Annotated in this window: 14 protein-coding genes; all 14 read left to right on the top strand. The window is 45.8% G+C overall.

The window, feature by feature from the left end; genetic code table 11:
• Nucleotides 1-475 precede the first annotated feature (475 nt).
• Complete coding sequence (locus LZ23_RS19915) at nucleotides 476-832, top strand: hypothetical protein (protein ID WP_045217055.1); 357 nt, start codon at nucleotides 476-478, stop codon at nucleotides 830-832.
• A 148-nt stretch (nucleotides 833-980) separates the two neighbouring features.
• Nucleotides 981-1,436, top strand: coding sequence for a hypothetical protein (locus LZ23_RS19920; RefSeq protein ID WP_045217057.1), 456 nt, complete (start codon nucleotides 981-983; stop codon nucleotides 1,434-1,436).
• Nucleotides 1,437-3,514: 2,078 nt separating this feature from the next.
• Nucleotides 3,515-7,348, top strand: a complete 3,834-nt coding sequence (locus LZ23_RS22990) for a response regulator (protein WP_052507553.1) — start codon at nucleotides 3,515-3,517, stop codon at nucleotides 7,346-7,348.
• Nucleotides 7,349-7,718: 370 nt separating this feature from the next.
• Nucleotides 7,719-8,513 carry a ferrous iron transport protein A gene (locus LZ23_RS19930; protein WP_045217058.1) on the top strand — a complete coding sequence of 265 codons (795 nt, stop codon included), beginning with the start codon at nucleotides 7,719-7,721 and terminating at the stop codon, nucleotides 8,511-8,513.
• Nucleotides 8,514-8,834: 321 nt separating this feature from the next.
• Complete coding sequence (locus LZ23_RS19935) at nucleotides 8,835-9,155, top strand: hypothetical protein (protein WP_232300552.1); 321 nt, start codon at nucleotides 8,835-8,837, stop codon at nucleotides 9,153-9,155.
• Between the two features lie 589 nt (nucleotides 9,156-9,744).
• Entirely contained in the window at nucleotides 9,745-10,467 is a 723-nt protein-coding gene (locus LZ23_RS19940; protein WP_045217061.1) for a hypothetical protein, read from the top strand.
• Nucleotides 10,468-10,510: 43 nt separating this feature from the next.
• A complete protein-coding gene (locus LZ23_RS19945; protein ID WP_052507554.1) occupies nucleotides 10,511-12,409 on the top strand; it encodes a TonB-dependent receptor plug domain-containing protein in 1,899 nt (632 codons plus the stop codon).
• A gap of 259 nt (nucleotides 12,410-12,668) precedes the next feature.
• Nucleotides 12,669-13,499, top strand: a complete 831-nt coding sequence (locus LZ23_RS19950; RefSeq protein ID WP_052507555.1) for a DUF3450 domain-containing protein — start codon at nucleotides 12,669-12,671, stop codon at nucleotides 13,497-13,499.
• Nucleotides 13,496-14,857, top strand: coding sequence for a MotA/TolQ/ExbB proton channel family protein (locus LZ23_RS25175; RefSeq protein ID WP_045217063.1), 1,362 nt, complete (start codon nucleotides 13,496-13,498; stop codon nucleotides 14,855-14,857). Before LZ23_RS19950 ends, LZ23_RS25175 begins: the two co-directional genes overlap by 4 nt.
• Entirely contained in the window at nucleotides 14,850-15,404 is a 555-nt protein-coding gene (locus tag LZ23_RS19960) for a MotA/TolQ/ExbB proton channel family protein (protein WP_045217064.1), read from the top strand. Before LZ23_RS25175 ends, LZ23_RS19960 begins: the two co-directional genes overlap by 8 nt.
• Nucleotides 15,405-15,408: 4 nt before the next feature.
• Nucleotides 15,409-15,819 (top strand): ExbD/TolR family protein, encoded by a 411-nt coding sequence (locus tag LZ23_RS19965; protein ID WP_157493352.1) that lies wholly within the window; start codon nucleotides 15,409-15,411, stop codon nucleotides 15,817-15,819.
• Nucleotides 15,820-15,842: 23 nt separating this feature from the next.
• Nucleotides 15,843-16,520, top strand: a complete 678-nt coding sequence (locus LZ23_RS19970) for an energy transducer TonB (RefSeq protein ID WP_045217067.1) — start codon at nucleotides 15,843-15,845, stop codon at nucleotides 16,518-16,520.
• Between the two features lie 43 nt (nucleotides 16,521-16,563).
• Nucleotides 16,564-17,808 (top strand): tetratricopeptide repeat protein, encoded by a 1,245-nt coding sequence (locus tag LZ23_RS19975; protein WP_045217068.1) that lies wholly within the window; start codon nucleotides 16,564-16,566, stop codon nucleotides 17,806-17,808.
• 504 nt (nucleotides 17,809-18,312) lie between these two features.
• Nucleotides 18,313-20,106 carry an ABC-F family ATP-binding cassette domain-containing protein gene (locus LZ23_RS19980; RefSeq protein ID WP_232300553.1) on the top strand — a complete coding sequence of 598 codons (1,794 nt, stop codon included), beginning with the start codon at nucleotides 18,313-18,315 and terminating at the stop codon, nucleotides 20,104-20,106.
• Nucleotides 20,107-20,296: the final 190 nt, after the last annotated feature.

The raw sequence follows: 20,296 nt of genomic DNA on the forward strand, positions 1-20,296 counted from the left end.
CTTGAGTAGCAAATACGCTAAAACCGGAAGGTCAAAATTTTTTATTTTTTTCTTGACATGCCAACTTGATACTGATAATCATAAGCATCAATTACACACAACGATGTTTGTACAAATTTATTACTGATACATATAAAGGAACGTTTTACGGTTTTCGCAGACATACCTGGCGGAAAAAGTGAAAGCGTGACGGATAGGGTAAGGCAGCGTCTCTATCCAGCACGCTTTTTTTTGGTCTATCCGTCTAAAGCGTAGGGTGTAGCGAGAAGGTTTAAATCCATCCTGAACAATATGTTATCTCTCGCCCCCAGGCACCTGTCTTTGAAAAGACTTGCAAACCTCAGATTCTTTGCCTGAGATAGGAGCAGGGGGCGTGAGATATTCTTTTCTTTACATGCAGGCACCCTTAAACCCGCAGTTTTTTTTACTTAACACTTAAAACGTAAAACTTAAAACTTAAAACCCATCAAAACTAATGACCAAAGAAGCTTACATTGCCAGACAAAGCCTTGTGAATCGTTTGATGCAAGACATTGAAAGCCTGCATCAAAAGATCGACGAGCAACAGGAGTGCCTTAAGTCTCTTACTCATTTACACAGCAAGAGTCATTCCCAGGATGGATGCACAAGAGCTCACTTGCCCGCGACAGCAATCAGGGAAAAGTTCCTGGCTGCAGCTATTCAGGAAGCCATAGCCGGACTGGAAAGAACTCGCAAATCAATCAAGTCCAAACAGCTGGAAACCATCAGACTTAATTTAATTAAGGCCTTGTCAGAGTTTAACACGTGCGATTCAAGGTCTGTTTCCAAAAATGGATATTTTGATTTGTAAGCTCCCCACCCGGGCGGCCCGGGACCGAATTTGTGAGTAACTGCCTTCAAAGTGGAGCCTGAATCCCAACACGATGAATAATTAGTATATGTTTGCCACGACTTTTGGTCGGGTATGAATAGCTCAGGAAACTTGAGGAGGGTTTATCATGATGGAACAAAAAGTTGTCAATGCCCCTTATGCTTTGCCGGTCAGCAAACCATCTGAAGTCGTAAATAACGGATCTTGCCGGAACTGCAAATGCACTAATGAAGTGGCCATAGCTGTGGACATTGATGATCTTGTAGAATTCATCAGCCAGGCCGGCATTGATGTTCGCATTTTCATTCGCCGCATGAGCATTAACGCGGCATCATGCACTGGATTAGGAACCAGTACGAGAGGGGACGTGAGCTATCTTTACCTGCGTGGATGCTGGAACCCAGAGAAAAACCCTGCTATTGCCCTGATAATGGACTGGATCTGGAGCCTTGTCCGTGAAAACAGGATGGTATACTTTGTCCGTATTGGCAACAAGCCTGAAGACTTTGAAGAAATCAGACTCAAGCAATACGGTACTCTCGGTATTGATTTGAAAAAAAGCGTCTATTTTAGGGCTGCCTGATGCAGGTTTTGAAAGTCTCAAGAACGTATTTCTAAATAAATCATCAGCTGCGGCAAAAATACCGGTTACTATTGTACTGGCCGGAACCGGCTGAAAAAGATTGTTCAGGCGCGTGAGGTGGCGAGGAATTTGACATTACAACGCACTGACCTCCTGAGCTTTTTCACCGTCCGGAAAATGATTCCCCTTTTGCCGGGCTGTTGATCACGAACGGCTGGCTTTAAGCTGCAAGGTTCTAAAGCTGTATATGCTTTACCGTTAAAGCTGACTCTCTAACAGGCCAGAGGGCCGGAAGTCTTAGTGAGCAAGAGTTCCGGCCCGTCCGTTCGTAAATATACAAATTGACAGCAGTTTTGTAGCTTTCAGGGAGGCAGTGACTGACTGATATTCATACGATGTTATTCGTAGTTAGCCATGAAAGCTTAGCTTTCCAGATTTAGTAACTTGAGAGTTAAAAGTTATCAGTTAATTGTTATTAGCTGAAGAAAAAAACATCATGATTTCAGATGGTTAGTTCTTGGAAACATCTGGATATTTAAAGCTTGTAAAATGGCAATAAATCCAAGGGGTTGCACAATAACATTTGACTGTCCAGTTAGTAACTTACCGTTACAATACAGTAGAAAAAAACAAGATTTTTTCTAATAGTTTAGCCATTTGCATGTGGCACGGGGACTGGCTCTTCTGGGACCCACTTGTCTCAAAAGTGAGACGTTTAAATCATCGGTTGATCCTCAAGTGGGGCCCAGAGTGCCTGTCCCCTGCTTTCCTTAAAAAAGGGCTAAACTATTACGATTTTTTTTTATCCTTGAAAGAGCAATGATGCCCAGGAACCTTATTCTTCAGCCTTTAGTCTGAAGAGTACGGTAATCGGCCTAACTTTACGAACCTTGTTTAAATTGGGTTGTGGATACAATCCTCGTTAGTTACTGATAGTAAACTCTGTACCTGATGGCGACGTAATATGAATTGACATTTGAACCTTATGTGTTAAATTTTACGGAACGTTTTACGGTCTTGGCAGAATAAGCTCTGATTGAGAAAGTGAAAGCGTGACAAGGAGCAGGGCAGAACAGCCCTTTCTATGTTGCGCTTTTTTTATTGGCAAATTGTTGATGATGACACTCATAATCTTTAGGGTGCAAAGACTATCTATAACTATGGAGCATTCCCAGTTATTTTTTTCCGAAACCAGGTAAAGAAGACACACGCTGATGAATAACAAAATGGTACCAGGCTCATCGTGGAGATTAGTTACAGAAAATAATTTTCCGTGTTACAAGATATTTAAATTTTATCTGATGTTTTTTAACAGACATTTCATAGTTTTGACAAATGTTTGAGCTTTTTAATCTGTAAAAAAGCCATAAACTGAACTTATACATCATACTTCAGGTTTCGTCAGGTAAAAATCTTTTCAGGCTATTTAATTCCAGGCAGATGGAAGCCGCCTCCACTTTGAAAAACAGTCCCATATTTGGAAATTGGGACAGTCCCCTTCCGGACTGTAAGCCTCCGGGCAGGAAGCTGTGCCAGGCGCAATGCTCTCATCTTTGACGGAGCTTTTCAGGCAGATGTGCATCAATCATGAGCAAAAAACGTAAAAATATGAAACAGCCTTAGCACGAGATTGCTTCGCTTCGCTCGCAACAAGGATTGCCGCACTCGAAGACTCGCTCGCAATGACACCTGAGGTGTCTCGGATGTGGTTGCTGAAAACCTGTCACCCAAGAGGGAGCCTAAGCGACCGAAGCAATCTGTAAGGTAAAACCGAAATGCTCTTAATTTATAACATATATGATTGTAGTTACTTAGAAGCGATAATGCCCAGGAACCTTATTCTTCATCCTTTAGCCTTTAGCCTTCAGCCTTCAGTTTTCAGTCTTCAGTCTGAAAAGTAAGGTTATGGGCCCAACTTAACGATCCTTGTTTAAATTGGGTTATGTGCACAGCCCGCATTAGAGATATATTTTGCGTATGCCCCATATACATATACGATGCGATGTGGTTAAATCTGATATTTTAACCTGCGCTTCAAGTTTCTTAAATAGGTAGTTACCTGAAAGGAGGATGCCTAAATGATGTCTAATAAACTGATCGACTGCTTTCATAAATCAACCCATGCCTCTCCTCTGGAAACATTCATATTCAATCCAGATTCGGGACTCAAAGCTGCAAACCCATCTTTTCTTCGTCTTCTTGGCTTTGAGAATTTTGATGAATTGCAGGCATCCATGGCTGGGACCTTCCATTGTCCAAGCCTGAAAGAAAAGCTTAAAAACAATGGACATTTGCATAATTATCTCCTTTGCCTCAAAAGTCGTGACGGCAGAGAGGTATCTTTAAAAACGCATATCTGGACAGCTTCAGGTCTTGAGTCGGACAAGCTGTTTTATCAGGGTCAGGTTGTAAATTCCTCTAATAACGAATCAGACAATTCTGATTGCAAAAAGGCCTTAAGCGTCCATTCCCAGCAGCGACAGGTTGATCAAGCACGTAGCACAGATCTTGACCGTTGTCGGATGATTGTTGAGGCATCAAGTCAGGGCATCAGGATGCTCTGCAAAGAGGGTACTGTTACTTATGTTAATCAAAGCTTCTGCAAAATGCTTGGCTACGGGGAGCATGAGCTTATCGGACGGTCTGCTTTGGACTTTATCCACCCATCCGACCTTAAAGCATTCATTAGAAGGTGGCAAAACCGCGCTGAAGGCAGTGCAGGAAATTATGAGCTGCGCATGATGCATAAAGAGGGATACCCGGTTTGGGTACAGATTTCATCAACTCCGCGTATTGATGAGTACGGTCAGTTCATGGGATCTTTTGCCATGTTCACAGACATTACTGAGACTAAGAAGACAGCCATTCTAAATGAGCGCTTCAAGCATGCATTAGACAGCAGCACAGATAGTTTTTTCATACTTGAGCGTAAAACAATGAAGTTTGTGGATGCCAATGAGGCTGCCTGGAAGTCCCTGGGAATAAGCAGAGAACAGCTGCTGGAAATGGGCCCCCATGATATCCAGCCAGATGTTTCCCGGGAGCAGATGTCCGAAACATTGGATACGATTGTCCGCAATAATGAAAAGTCTTTTACAGTTGAGACTGTCCATCAGGGTAAGCATGGAGTCAGTTTCCCCGTTGAAGTCAGAATACAGCCTTTTATTCAAGATGAGGAGGTAATGTTTATTGCCGTAGCCAGGGATATTTCAGAGGCCAGGAAAAATCAGGAACTGCTCAATTACCGTTTAGAGCTTCAGACCCTGCTAATGGAAATGTCTGTTTCATTTCTGACAGTGGCATCCAGCAACCTTGATCAAGCCATTGATGAGTCTCTTGAAAAAGTAGGCAAGTTTACCCAGGCCGACCGGGTTTACATCTTTTCTTATGATCTTGAAAACAAGATCATGTCCAACACCCATGAATGGTGCTCACCAGGCATAGAGAAACAAATTCACAACTTACAAAATATCTCAGTTGAAATTTGTCATGAGCAGATATCGCTGCACAAGAAAGGTGAACCTTTTGAGCTATCGGATGTGGATAGTTTACCCGATGATGACCCTTTTAAGAAATTGCTGGGATCTCAAGCCATTAAATCTGTTTTATGCATTCCGCTTATGTTCCATGACTGCTGCTATGGTTTTTTAGGTTTGGATTCTGTCCGCAGTTTAAGAGAATGGCATGATACTGAAATTAACTTGCTCAACCTGCTGGCCCGGTTGCTGGTTAACGCCCAACAACAGAAAAAATATGAACAGGACTTAAAGGATGCCTTAAAAAAGGCTGAAATCGCAACAAAGGCAAAATCAGAGTTTCTGGCAAATATGAGCCATGAAATAAGAACTCCGATGAATGGGGTTATAGGCATTACTGACCTCTTATTACATACCGATCTTTCTCCAGAGCAAAGAAGATTGGCAGATACAATCCAGCTAAGTGGAGAGTCTCTACTGTCAGTGATCAACGACATCCTTGATTTCTCCAAAATTGAAGCCGGCAGGCTTGAACTGGAGGAAATTGAGTTTAACCTGCATCACTTCATAGAAGATTTAGCGTCATTAATGGCTTTCAAAGCCCATGAAAAAGGCCTTGAAATTATCTGCATGCCAGCCCCTGATGTACCTTCAGCTCTGAAAGGCGATCCCGGGCGTTTGCGACAGATATTAACTAATCTTGTGGGCAATGCCATTAAATTTACAGATAAAGGAGAGGTATTGATTACAGCGAACGTAGAGTCATCTGCAAACAATGAAGTTCTCATCAGGTTTTCAGTTCGCGATACAGGCATTGGCATCCCTGACGACAAAATTAACTTGCTTTTTGAAAAGTTCAATCAGATGGACAGCTCTACAACTCGCAAATTTGGAGGAACAGGGCTTGGTCTTGCCATAGCCAAACATCTGTCAGAATTAATGGGTGGAGCTATTGGTGTTGACAGTAAAGCCGGGCAAGGGTCTGAATTTTGGTTTACTGCAAAATTCATCAAGTCTGAAAAGAAAGAGAGCACCATCTTCATGCTTCCTGGAGATTTAAGAGATAAGAATATTCTGATTGTTGACGACAACCAGACAAATCTTGAAATCCTTAAAAAGCAGCTTGAGGTCTGGGGGGCAAGAGTTAAGCACACTGATAATGGATACAGCGCCCTAGAAATTTTGTTCAGAACTTATGAGCAGGGAGATACCTTTGCCATGGCCATCCTGGATATGCAGATGCCAATTATCGATGGAGAAGAGTTGGGATTCAATATTATGAATAATCCGAGATACAGAGACATCCCCTTAGTCATGCTAACTTCAATTGGCCGTCCAGGTGATGTTAAATTGCTGGAAAGGGCCGGATTTGATGCCTATCTTAACAAGCCTGTACGTCAGACAGAACTCTATGATACTCTACTCACTGTACTTTCAAGCGCAGGAAAAAATAAAAAGCATCCAATCATAACAAGGCATACAGTCAGAGAAATTAAACGTGAACAGGTTGATCAGCTAAACTTTAAAGGTCATATTCTTGTGGCAGAAGACAATAAAGTAAATCAGCAGGTGGCTGTAGGGCTCCTTAAAAAAATGGGGTTGACTGTAGATATTGCTAATAACGGACTGGCTGCAGTGCATGCTGTAGAATCTAAAACTTATGATCTTGTGCTGATGGATGTACAGATGCCCAGGATGGATGGTCTGGAGGCGACTAAAATGATCAGGCAGTTGAAAGTTGATGGATTAGAGTCAGAAAATGACAAGTGCCCGAAAATGAAATCCGGATGCCAGAAGATGGAATATCAACTAAGCAGATGGAAACAGCATAAGCCTGGCATTCCTATCATTGCCATGACTGCCGGAGCAATGCGTAAAGATCGGGAGCAATGCATCAAGGCTGGCATGGATGACTATCTAGCCAAGCCCATTAACCCAGTTGATTTAGGAAAAAAGCTTGAAAAATGGCTACGACAGGATACTGACGAACAATCCGACAAAAATGATATCCAGCTGCCATGCCAATCTTATGAGCATTACAGCCCTACACAGCCTAAACAGAATGATGATTCGCCTGCTTTTCACAAGGACTGGCTCATTGATATGATGGACAATGATCTGCAGTTTGTCAGTCAAGTACTTGAAAAGTTCAAGGAGGTTCTGCCTGACAATCTGTCAAGGCTGAGCAGCCAGCTTAATCAGGGGGATATTGAGGGGGCTATGCGAGAGGCACATGCAATCAAGGAAAACACAATCAACGTGGGTTGTGCACAAATGACTGAAATAGCCAAACTCATAGAAATAGCAGGTTGCTCCGCTAATATAACAAGTATGCGTGATTTATTTCAGGAGCTTGAAAGTGAGTATGTAAAATGCGTTTCTGAAATAAATATTTTTTTAAGTGAAAACATGGAAAGGATGAAGGATGAAGGATGATGGATGAAGGATGAAGGATGATGGATGAAGGATGATGGATGAAGGCTGAAGGGGAAAGGCTGAAGGGGGAAGGCTGAAGGGGGAATGGGGACTGAAGGGCAACCTTTATGTCCCCTCTGTCTGCAAATATCCCCCTGTAAGCTCCGTCAGGATAGCTTTTTTCTGCAGCAAAAGCGTGGGCAAAAAACACAAACAATAAACAAGACATGACAAGACAAGACAAGACAAATGACAAGTTTTCGCATAAAATCCTCCTTTTAAATTAAATATTGAAATTGATTATCCGTTTGGATATCACCTGCCAAGAAAAATTGCGGGGCTCTTGTCCTGCCTGTTAATACTTTATCACCAATTACTAAGGAGTGTATTCATGTCACCAGGCTTGGATTTGATAGAACCAGGTTCGAAAGTTGTGCTGGATGAAGTAATGGATGACAATTTAGCACGTCGCCTGGCCGGAGTTGGCATAAAACCAGGTGCTGAACTGCATATATCACTTGAGCCGGCAGCTGAAAGATCAGTGCAGGTACTTGCAAAGCATGGAATGGTAATTCTTGATCCAGGGATGGCTGCCGGAGTTTTCGTACACCATGATGATGACCACAGGACTCCTGTCAGTGAAATGTTCCCTGGAGAATCAGGCTATGTTCAAGCAATGACCTGCGGAGCCTGCCTTGAAGATGTTCTAAATGACCTGGGAGTGCAAAAGGGCAGTCATATTCAAATGATCAGTCATGTAAAACCCCTGTGTTATCGTCTTTTGATTAACAATAAGCTGGTTCAGATCACTCAGGGACTGGCCTGCAAGGTCCTGGTTCGTCAGAATGAAGATAAATCTCAGCTGGCCATGATTTCTCATGAATCGGATCTTGAAGTCATGCAACTTCTTGGTAAAAATAATGTCAGGCAGGTTTATGAACGGCTGAGCATACGACAGGGAGTAATAATTAAATTAGAGTCAGTAGTTGAATTTAAAGATCACATTCCCATGGTAAAAAAAATGCTGATAATTAACACAAGGTGCGGAAGCAGGATTTATATCAATAACAGGCAGGCCAGGCTGATGGTCGTCAGCATAGACAGCAAGCCTGATGGGTTCAAAGTAGTCAGTCTTGGACGATATAGATCCCCTGGTTTTGAGTTGAAAAAAATGTTTATTCGTTAGTCTGATTCCGAGTTAAAAGTGGTTGACACTCATTATCGAATCTCTTAAAAGCCTGCTTGCGCTGCTTTTATGTTGTCGCAAAAAAATATTATCCCATCTTCTTCATCTGTAATTTAATGTAAGCAGAGCTTGATGGCTTTCTGACCTAAGGTGTGTTCTACGGTCCTCAGGCATTTGGCGCTGAGGAAAGTGAGGGCGCAACAGTGTGAATCGCACCGCAATGGTGGTGGTGCTGTTTGTTTGTTGCGCTTTTTTTTGTAAATCTGCAGATATTGAGAGTTAAAATCTTTTCTATTCATTTAGACTCTAAAGGAGGTTGGTGTGAAGAGTAAGTTTTGCTTTATGGTTATTCTAATCTTTTTCTGCTTTGCGGGGAGTGCCAGGGCGCACTCCCCATTGCTCATGTGCTATGACGAAGGGGACGGCACAATCCTGTGTGAAGGCGGATGGTCAGATGGTTCTTGCGCATCATGTACCCCCATCTATGTCATTGATCAGGAATCAGGGGGCATGCTGGCCTGTGGCATGCTGGACAGGGCTGGTTTTTTTGAATTTGATAAACCTGGTGGTGATTTTGTGGTTCTTTTCGACGGAGGTGAAGGCCACACCCTGGAGCTGCTCAGCTCTGAGGTAGTTGAATAAATTTAAAAGGAAAGAATATATGAATAACAGATCATTTAAAATCATCAGGCAGACAGGCTGGGCCGGGATTTGAGGCGTCAACAAAGAGGTGAATAACAGTTTATTCCCACTTCCTTGTCTTAGCCTTTGTAACTATTCAGCACAATCGAATTAGAAGACCTGGACCCCGGATCTGGTCCGGGGTGACGGATAAAGTTGGCTGCTGCTCTTCTCCGTCATTCCGGCGAAAGCCGGAATCCAGTGCCTTTGAATAACCATATTCCGTATGTGGTGAATAGATACTAATGCGGGCCATGCCCGCAACCCAAGAAAAAATACTTAACCGCCCGTTCGAAGACTCACTCAAGACGCAAAGGTCGCAAAGGAAGGCAGGAAGTTTTTTTTCATTTGCCGGGTAACGGCAAATGAAAAGGCAGCCTTGTCCAAAACCGTGTCCCGGTTTTGGACAATACACCTGCTTCGCGTCTTTAACTTTGCGAACTTGGCGCCTTTGCGGTTCAAATTTTTCTTGTTTTTTGTGACAAGATTTCAATAGTAAGCCACTAACCTTTTACCTTTAACTTTTTACTCCCAAATTAAGGAGATATAAATGAATCTGCAATTAAAAGCCCTGTGCGGGTTGATGATGTTCCTGGTTCTGGTCATGGGATCTGCCCTGCCTGCCACAGCAGACTGCGGTGCTGGAGATGGAAGTTATACCCAGGCTGCCAGAGATCTGGCACCCGTCACAGTCATCAGGGGTGGTGAGACCCATAATCTCAGCCTGGTGGATGCGTATGAGTTTCTGGAGCATCCCTGCCTTACTGGCACAGTTTCCTTTCTGGCGGCCAAATATGGTTTTGGCCTGCTTTTCGGGGAAGAAACTCCGGTTATTGAGGATATCGTGTCTATTAGCCGTGCCCCAGGGGGTTCCATGGGTGCTTTGGACTTTATATTCAAGGGCGATAATCCCAGGGACAAAACCTGGCCACCGCATGGAATTGAAAGCAGAGGGGATAATTTTGTTTACCAGTTCCTGCGCAAATCCACCATGCAGGCCGTGACTATCAGGCTTAAGGATGAAATGTGGCCCAGTGACTGGTTTGAGCTGCGCGCAAAGCAGCATGCCGGGACCATTAGCGAGGCTCAGAGTAAAAAACGCAGTCAGGACCGCAGGTTTATACTGGAGAATTATCCAGCCATGAATTTTGAGGATCTTTTTGAAGTCCCTGATCAATACACCTTCATTGCCTGGGGACATATTGAAAAGGGCGAGATTGACAGAAGAATCAGGGATCAGCGCCGTCAGGTTAGAGAACAGGCTCAGAACTAACCCTGCTGAAACAATTATCCAGAAATTATTATAGGAGAGAGATGTGGCAAAAAAAATAATTATCATGGCTTTGTTACTGATTATGGCCGGCGGCCCTGTTCTGGCTGCTGAAGAGGAACCTGCAAGGCTTGAAGAGTTTGTGGTTTCTGCAACCATGACTCAAAAGTATTTATCTGATGCGCCGGGGTCCATTGAAGTCATTACCTCTAAGCAGATGGAGGAAATGAATGCCCTGACAGTAGCTGACGCTCTGGAAAACTCAGTGGGCCTGATAGTTTCCAGAGAGTCCGGCAGAACAAGGGTTCCCAGCATTCGCGGCGCCAGAAGCAAACATACTCTGGTGCTCATGGATGGCCGCAGACTAGCATTTGGTTTTAATGACATGATTGATCTGCGCCAGATCCCCGTGGTTATGGTGGATCGTATTGAAATTGTGCGTGGACCTGCTTCAGCGCTGTACGGCAGTGATGCCCTTGGCGGAGTTGTTAATATTATTACCAGAAAAGCCCCGTACGAGTGGAGCGGTGAAGCCAAAACCCAGTTTGGAATTAATAAGGACGGCGATGCCAAAGAGTATGTTGGCAGCGCCATGGTGGGCGGACCCCTGGACCGCTTTCGATTTTTACTGTCAGCTGAAAAGCGAAAAAAAGATGGTTGGAATAAAACCAGTTCATTGCCTGATGACGGGTTTGAAGAGTCACCTTTGCTGCTTTCCGGACGCTTTTCTTTTGATTTGACTGACAGCCAGATGCTGTCAGCCGGGGTGGAGTATACAGACAATAAATATGAGGGTGGTCAGTTTTATGAGAGAATGGACAGGACAAGAAACTTTGATGAAGAACGAAGAGGATATTTTGCCCAGTATGATGCTCATTTTTCAGACGTGCATGACTTTATGCTCAGGGTGAACAGGTCGGAATATGAAAATAAAATGCTTTTCGATCCGGACGCCCGGTCAGGCAGAAGAAATACCAGCCAGTATGTGAATCAGGCTGAAGCAAGATATTCAGGTCTTTACTTTGACAGTCATCTGGTAACCCTGGGTTTTGATTTCCGGCGGGATGAACTGGATGATACCCAGATGGGCGAGCTGCGCAACAAGGAACATGTGAATAATTTCAGCGTATTTCTGCAGGATGAATTTAATATTTTTGATCCGCTTTATCTGGTTCTCGGGCTGCGCTATGATAATCATTCTGAATATGGAGATCAGTGGACAACCAGAGCCTCAACCATCTACAGCCTGTCTGACTCCATCAGGGTCAGGGCATCTTTTGGCCAGGGTTTCAGGGCTCCCTCCCTTACTGAACTGTACGTCACTTCACTGCGCCGCAGAGGCCAGGAGGTATATGAAGCCAATCCGGATCTCAAGGCAGAGAAGTCTACAAGCTACGAACTGGGAATCGAAGGAGATTTTGATATTGTTTACGCAGGACTGACCGGCTTTTATACTGATGTCGAGAACCTCATTGAATCCATTTTTAACCGGGTTGAAGGCAGCGGCCCCAGCAGGAAAAGCTATTATCAGTGGGATAATATTGCCAAAGCAACAATCAAAGGGATTGAAGCTGAGGCAGGCCTTAGACTTCCCCATGGTTTTTCAGTGGACGGAAACCTGACCTGGATGGATATTGATAACAAGTCCGGAGGCGAGGATATCGGGGCCCAGCCCAAGTATAAGGGGTTTGTAAAGCTCGGATACGAATATCCGGACTGGAGGCTCAAGGCCAACCTGCGCATGTCTTATACCGGCAGAATGGAATACGCCGAAGGGGACCGCTACTCATACACACTGTTTGGAACCTATATTTCCAAAGGTTTCGGCCCAAACTTTGAGATTTTTGCCGGAGTGGATAATATTTTCAACAAAACCTTTGAGCGTAATAACGTTACCCAGATAGAGCCGACAACCTTTTATGGCGGTTTGAGCTACCGGTTTTAATTATTTGACTGCAAAAACACCTTTTGCAGTCGCAGGAGTCAGAAGTCAGGGATCAGGAATCAGTAAAAACAAAGAGTTATGGCTATGTTTTTTGTAGAATAAGTTTCTGTCCGACTTTTTGCATGAAAACCTTTAATATGTGTTTTGTAACTATTCACCATGCAGCGATGTTAACCTGCATCCTGAGTAGTTTTCTGCATCTGCAAACTCCCAGCTGTGTTTTTTGCATACTAAATGACATCTTAAGAGGAAATCTGTTTTGAATAAGTTGATAATAATTTTGATTATTCTATTTGCAGCTTTTTTTCCGGCAAGATTGATGGCCGGGGATAAAGTTCAGCAGATTGTGCAGGAAGAATCCATTATCATTGACCAGGGAAGACAGTCCCAGGACAGGATTGACAAGATGTCTGAAGAAACCAGGCAGTTGCTGAACGAATACAGAGATCTTTCCCGGCAGCACAGAAACCTGGTTGTTTACAATGACAACCTGAACGACATGGTCAACTCACAACAGGAAGAGGTGGACTCCCTGGAAAGACAGATCAATGACATCCAGGTTACCAAGCGGGAGATAGTCCCTCTTATGCTGCACATGCTGGATACTCTGGAAGACTTTGTCCATGCTGATCTGCCTTTTCTGCAGGATGAGCGCCGGGCCAGGGTGGAAGGTCTGAGAAACCTCATGGTCAGAGCAGATGTGGATATCCCGGAAAAGTTCCGGCAGATCATGCTGGCTTACCAGACTGAGTCTGACTTTGGACGGAGTATGGAGGCCTTCCAGGGTGAGCTTGTCCTGGACGGACAGGAGAGAAGCGTTGAGTTTCTGCGCATTGGACGTCTGGTCTTGGCATATCAGACTCTGGACCGAAGTGAAACCGGTTTCTGGAGCGCCCGCGACAGAGCGTGGCTGCCTCTGGAAAGGAGATATAATCAGACTGTCCGGCAGGGTATTCGCATAGCTGGCAGACAGGCGGCACCTGAACTTATTCAGGTGCCTGTGATCATGTCTTTGCCGGTTTTTGCTCCTGTGTACGAAGATGAAGGGTTTGGTGAATACTCAACGCCGGCAGTGATGGAGCAGCCATGAGATATCTGTTTGTTTTGACTGCCCTGATTATGGGCCTTTTCATTACTGGTTCTGTCCAGGCCGGGACTGATCTTGATACTTTGCTTCAGGAGATCCGCCAGCGGGCGGCAGTTGAAGAAGCCCTTAACAGGGAACGGGAGCAGGAATTCAGGTCTGATCTTGAAGGGGCCCGGGAACGGGTCAGACAGATGCGTGAGGCTTTAAGCAGTGAGCAAGCCAGACAGGAGCACCTGCTGGATGTCTATGAGCAGAATGAATCCCTGCTTTCCGGGCTGGAAAAAGATCTGCGTGAAGAACAGGGGGGCCTTGGTGAAATGTTTGGTGTTGTCCGCCAGAATGCCGGGGACTTTCATGCTTTGTTTATGAGTTCTCTGACCATGGCCGATCGACCCGGTGACCTGGATTTTTTAAATGAGCTGGCAGACAGCAGAAGCTTGCCCGCAATAAGTGATCTGGAAAGGTTCTGGGTGCTGATTCTGGAAGAAATGGTGGAAACAGGGCGGGTGACAAGGATAAGTGCAGAAGTTGTTCGCCCTGATGGAAATAAGGTTGAAAAACAGATTGTCCGGGTGGGATCATTTAATGCTGTTTCAGAGGGACATTATCTTTCCCATGTTCAGGGCAGAAACCAGTTTCTAAAGCTTCCCAGGCAGCCCGGCTCAGCTTATCTGCGACAGGCAGCCGCTCTTGATGAAGCAGCACCGGGTGACATTCTGCCTTTTGCCTTGGATCCGTCCAGAGGGGCCATCCTGGCCCAGCTGGTCCAGTCCCCGTCTGTTATAGAGCGAGTCATGCAGGGCAGGGTCATCGGGCTGATAATAATCTGCCTGGGCGCACTGGGAGCAATTCTCTTTGCGGTTAGATTTGCAGTTCTACTGCTGACCGAGAGGCGGGTTGGCAGACAGCTGGGATCAGAAGAGATTATCCGGAATAACCCTTTGGGCCGTTTAATGGATCAATACCTTCGCAATAAAAAAGTAGATCCAGAGACTCTGGAGATCAGGCTGGAAGAAACCATCATGAAGGAGTCTCCCAGTCTGGAAAAGGGCTTGACCACCATTAAGATCCTGGCTGCAGTGGCTCCGCTTCTAGGACTTCTCGGCACGGTGGTGGGCATGATTGAGACCTTTCAGTCCATTACCCTGTTTGGAACCGGAGATCCACAGCTTATGGCCGGAGGCATATCCCAGGCCTTAGTGACCACGGCCTTAGGGTTGACCGTGGCTATCCCCCTGCTTTTTCTGCACAGCATTGCTTCATCCAAGAGCAGGCGGCTCATCGGCATTATGGAGGAGCAGGGAGCAGGATATCTGGCCGAACATATGCAGAAATACCGGGAAAGGGCGGAACATGGTTGAGCCTGTACTTGAGCTCAGACGTTTTTTTGATGCCGGAGGACCTGTGCTGTGGCTCATCTTTGGGGTGGCAACTGTTCTCTGGTCTCTTATAATTGAAAGATACTGGTATCACATGCGGATCTTTCCGAGAGAGTTTGCAGAACTTTGTTCCAGATGGGAGTCTCAGCCCGAATCTGATGTTAAAACCGTGGATATGCTGCTGCGCAGGGATGTTTCAAGAATCAGGCAGAGGCTGGATGCTCATCTCGACATGATTAGAACTCTTATTGCTGTTTGTCCTCTTTTGGGGCTTCTTGGGACAGTTACAGGCATGATCCATGTTTTTGAGACCATTAGCTTTTTGGGAACAGGTAATCCCAGGGCCATGGCAGCTGGAGTGTCCATGGCTACCATCCCCACCATGGCCGGGCTTGTTGTGGCTTTGTCAGGCTTTGTGTTCAGCATCCGTCTGCAGAGGGGCGGAAGGCAAAAAGGCAGTAAGCTCAGGGATGAACTGCTGAGAAAACTTAAGGAGTGCCCTGTGCACTCCCTGAAAGAGGCTGAGTAGATTTATGAGATTGCGAAAAAGACGGGAGAGGATGGAACTTGAATCCGCCCAGATAGATATGACTTCCATGATGGACGTGGTGTTTATCATGCTCATATTTTTTATTGTGACCACATCTTTTGTAAAAGAAGCGGGCATTGAGATAAACAGACCTGCAGCATCCACAGCCCAGCGCCAGGAACTGGCCAATATTATGATAGCAGTGTCTGATGCCGGAGCCATCTGGATAGACGGGCGTCAGGTTGATATCCGGGCGGTCCGGGCCAATGTTGAAAGACTCAGGGCTGAAAATCCCGAGGGATCAGTTGTGATTCAGGCTGACGAGGCCTCCCGGACAGGGATTCTTATCCAGGTCATGGACCAGGTCCGTCAGGCCGGGGTGCAGAACGTGGCTGTGGCAGCCAGTCGGCCTTGAGTTATGTCTAAAGGAAAATAGTTATGTATTCCCTGTCTTCTAAAGCAGCTGCAAGACACGCAATATCCATGACCATGGGGATAGGAGTTGCTGTGGGGCTTTTTCTGCTTATGCAGGGCCTGATTTCCCAGCGTGATGTCAGTCTTTACCTGGACAGATCTGCACCTATCCCTGAATTCATTCGGCTTGATGCTCCTGATGAAGTAATCAGGGAGCGCCAGAGAAATGAACCTGAGCCTCTGGAAGAGCCGGAGCCTGTTCCGCCTATGGAGGCCACCCCCATACCACAGGAGCCAAAACCTCCTGCCTTGAGCATTGATCCCCTGATTCCGAATATTCGACCGGATCTAAGCATGGCTGACCTGCCTGTGGCGGCGGCTCCCATGGCTCAAGGTCCTGAAGCAGCCCAGGGCCCCGTACGTTACACAAGATCCCTGACTCCGGTCAGCCAGGTCCCGCCCCGCTATCCCAGGCGGGCCCAGTTAGCAGGTATATCCGGATGGGTCAGGCTGGAGTTCATCGTAGATGTTGATGGATCAGTCAAGGATGTACAGGTCCTGGAAGCCTCTCCAAGGCGCGGTGTTTTTGATCAGGAAGCTGTCCGGGCCTTAAGCAGGTGGAGATTTCACCCTCAGACCAGAGAGGGGGAGCCGGTCCCGGCTCTGGCCACCATTACCATTACCTTCAGACTGGAGAACTAAAATCCCGTTAGACATCGCATAAACATAGTGCAGGAGAAAAAATATGAGTACCTTCCAAAAGTCCACCAGCAAACTCGGTAAATCAGGGCACTTGTTTTTGTCTGTTGTTCTTGGTTTGTTTGCACTCTTTTGCTGGCAGTCTGCAGCCCAGGCCAGGGATGAGCAAGCCACAATACCTCAGGCAGCATTCAATGCGCTAAATGAGGCAAGAGAGCTTGTGGGTGAACAAAAATGGGAAGATGCAGACAAAATTTTATTGCAGGTTATAGACAGGTTCAGCAATGATCCCCACACGCTGGTTTCCGCCTGGCAGATGCGCGGATACCTGCTTAGTGAATCAGACCGTCACCAGGAAGCTTTGAACGCCTTTGACAATGCCCTTGGCTGTGACGAGATTGACAAGTCCATTAGAAGCTGGCTTTTGTATAATTCAGCCCAGATTCTGATTATTCTGGAGCAATATGATGAGGCCCTGAAAAGGATCAGCAAGTGGACTGATATGGCTGGCGAACTAACCCCTGATGAGCATGCCGGAGTGGCCTGGATACATTACCAGGCTGGAAGCTATCAGCAAGCTGTTAAGCACATGAAAGCTGCTATTCAGAATGCGGACAAGCCCCGGGACAGCTGGATGGAAATGCTGGTGGCCGCCATGCATAATGCTGATGATTATGCAGGGCTTTTAAAATGGCTGCCTGTGCTGCTGGAGCGTCATCCAGATGAAAGACGATACTGGGAGCACCTGGCAGGGGTGCACATGCATATGGGCAATGACCATAAGGCAGCAGCTGTTTTGTCAGCCGGATATCAAAGTGGGGTTTTTGACAGCTCAGATGACATCGTCCGGCTGGTGCAGCTATACCGCCAGGCCGGAGTGCCCCGCAAGGGAGCTTTGATTCTGCAGCAGGCTCTTGAAGACGGAAAAATTCCGGACAGACCCGGATACTATCAGATTCTGGCTGATGCCTGGCACCAGGCCAGTGAGTTGCGCCTTGCAGCCAATGCCATGCAGGAAAAGTTAACGCGTCAAAATAATTGCCAGTGCAGGCTGCGCCTGGGCAGACTTTTCATGCAGATAGAAGACTGGGATGAGGCCAGTGAGCATTTGCGTCTCGCCACTGAGTCTCAGTGTCCGAAAGCACGCCGGGATGCTCTGTTTCTGCTGGGAATCTCCCAATATCATCAAGGACGCTTAGACAGCGCCAGAGAAGCGTTCCGCCAGGCAGAAAATGATCCCGAACTGCGCAGTCGGGCCAGGTACTGGATAGAGATCCTGGACAGAGGATAAACATGTTTACATTTCGCGCTTGACGCGATGTGTAAACATGATACTGCTAAGTCTGTAATATCCTAAATGGATGCAGTCATGATGAAAGATTCATTGGGGATGCAAGGCTACTGCTGAACGAAAATCATGCACTTGAAAAGCTGGATAGAAACGGTTATCAGTTGCCATGCAACCAATTGAGCAGATGACCCATGGAGCAGATAGCAGTAATAAATCGCCTTGATTTTGCTGATATCTTGGCTCAAAAAGGCAGTTAGCACCTGTTCCCAGGCTCCAGCCTGGGAACGAGGGGTAAAAACTGTACCCTGGATCCGTCATCCCGGACTCGATCCAGGACCGGGGTGACGGTTAAAGCTAAATATTTCTCATTACCGTCATTCCGGCGAAAACCGGAATCCAGGACAGTTGAACAGACTGGCCCTATGTAATAAATATCTATCAATTTTTTTACCCCCCGACCAAATGACGCATTCAGAACTTCTTGTCAGCTGCAGCAATATATCCATGACATACTCTGAAAAACCTTTATTTTCAGAATTAAGTCTTGGTTTTCATGCACAGGAAAGAACCGGTCTTATCGGGCCTAATGGCTCAGGAAAATCCACTCTTTTAAAAATTATGGCTGGTATTGAGATACCTGATACTGGTCAGATCATCCCCAAAGGCGATATCCGACTTGTATACCTTTCCCAGTCAGAGACTTTTTCTTTTGATCAGTCTGTAGAGCAGGCCATATGGGAAGTATTGCCGGAAAAGAATCCCGACCCGGATATGTTTGCACAAATCAGCAAGATTGCTGTTCAGGCAGGTTTTCAGTCTTTAGATACTCAAGTATCCACTTTGTCCGGTGGCTGGATCAAGCGCCTGGCTATTGTCAGAGCCCTTGTTCAGGAACCGGATCTGCTCCTTCTTGATGAACCTACAAACCATTTAGATATTGATGGAATTATCTGGCTGGAAAAAGTTCTTGCCAGGCCTGATTTTACCTTTGTGCTGGTCAGTCATGACCGGACATTCTTAGAAAACGTGACCAATAAAATTGTGGAATTGAACAGGCTATACCCTGAAGGATTCATGGAAGTTAAAGGTAATTACTCGCAATTTCTTGAAAAACGTGAAGAATTTGCACTCGCCCAGGGAAAACTTGAGCATTCTCTGGCCAATAAGACCAGGCGAGAGATTGAATGGCTTCGCAGGGGACCCAAGGCTCGTACAACAAAGGCCAGATACCGGGTTAGTGCTGCTCATGCCCTGCAGGAAGAACTTTGTGAGGTAAAAAGCAGAAATCAGAACAATCAGGCTGCCGGAATTGAATTTTCCGCAACAGGGCGTAAAACCAAAAAGCTCTTGAAGGCACAGAGCATCAGCCTGAAACGTAAAAATACGGTCCTGTTCAGTGATCTTGACATTGCTTTGTCTCCAGGTTCCTGTCTGGGGATAATGGGTGGCAACGGGGCAGGGAAAAGTAGTCTTTTACAGATACTTTCCGGGAATATGGCTCCAGACAGTGGAGAGGTGCGAAGAGCGGATGGCCTGAAAACAGTTTACTTTGATCAGGGCAGGGAACAGCTTGATCAGGACAAAAGCCTGAAAGAGGCCCTGTGCCCAAGCGGGGATCAGGTGGTTTTTCAGGGCAATCCCCTGCATGTAGTTTCCTGGGCCAAAAGAATGCGTTTTACTCCAGAGCAGTTACCCCTTCCTGTATCCAGTCTTTCAGGAGGAGAAAAGTCACGGCTGCTTATAGCCAGATTAATGCTTGAAACAGCTGATGTCCTGCTTCTTGATGAGCCTACCAATGATATTGACATTCCTACTCTTGAAATTCTTGAACAAAGTCTTTCCGAATTCCCCGGGGCCATTGTTCTTATTTCCCATGATCGCATGTTTTTAAATAATCTGTGTCACAACTTGCTGTTCCTGGATGGTCAGGGGGGCAGCACATATTTTGCTGATATTTCCCAATGCCTTGACGCCTTTTCCATGCAAAATAAAGTGCAGAAGTCCAGGTCAGAACTTGTTGAGACAAAGAAAACACGCAAAAGACCTGCCAGACCTGGCAAAATGTCATACAAGAATCAACTTGAGCTGGAAAGTATGGAAGGAAATATTGAAAAGGCTGAAAATATTGTTGCAGATTTGATACATGAGATGAACCGCCCCGAGGTCATGAGCAACGCCCAAAAGCTACAGGACCTCTGTGCCCGTCTCAGTGAGGCTGAAGATCATGTCCAGAAACTTTTTGAACGCTGGGATGAACTGGAGCAACTGGCAGAAAAGTTAGCATCAGTCAAAAAGTAAACTATAAGAAATTTGTATCTATTCAGCATTCCTGTATTCAGCTCTACACGCTGCCTTCTAAGTAACTAAAACCAAATTCTCAACAAAATCAGACGGTTAGAGTTTTCACAATTTTAAGATTTTTACATATGATTGATTCTCAATTACCAGAAAAGTTCCGTCAAAGATGAGAGCTTTGCGCCTGGCACAG

Source organism: Desulfonatronovibrio magnus (assembly GCF_000934755.1).
Lineage (GTDB): Bacteria > Desulfobacterota > Desulfovibrionia > Desulfovibrionales > Desulfonatronovibrionaceae > Desulfonatronovibrio > Desulfonatronovibrio magnus.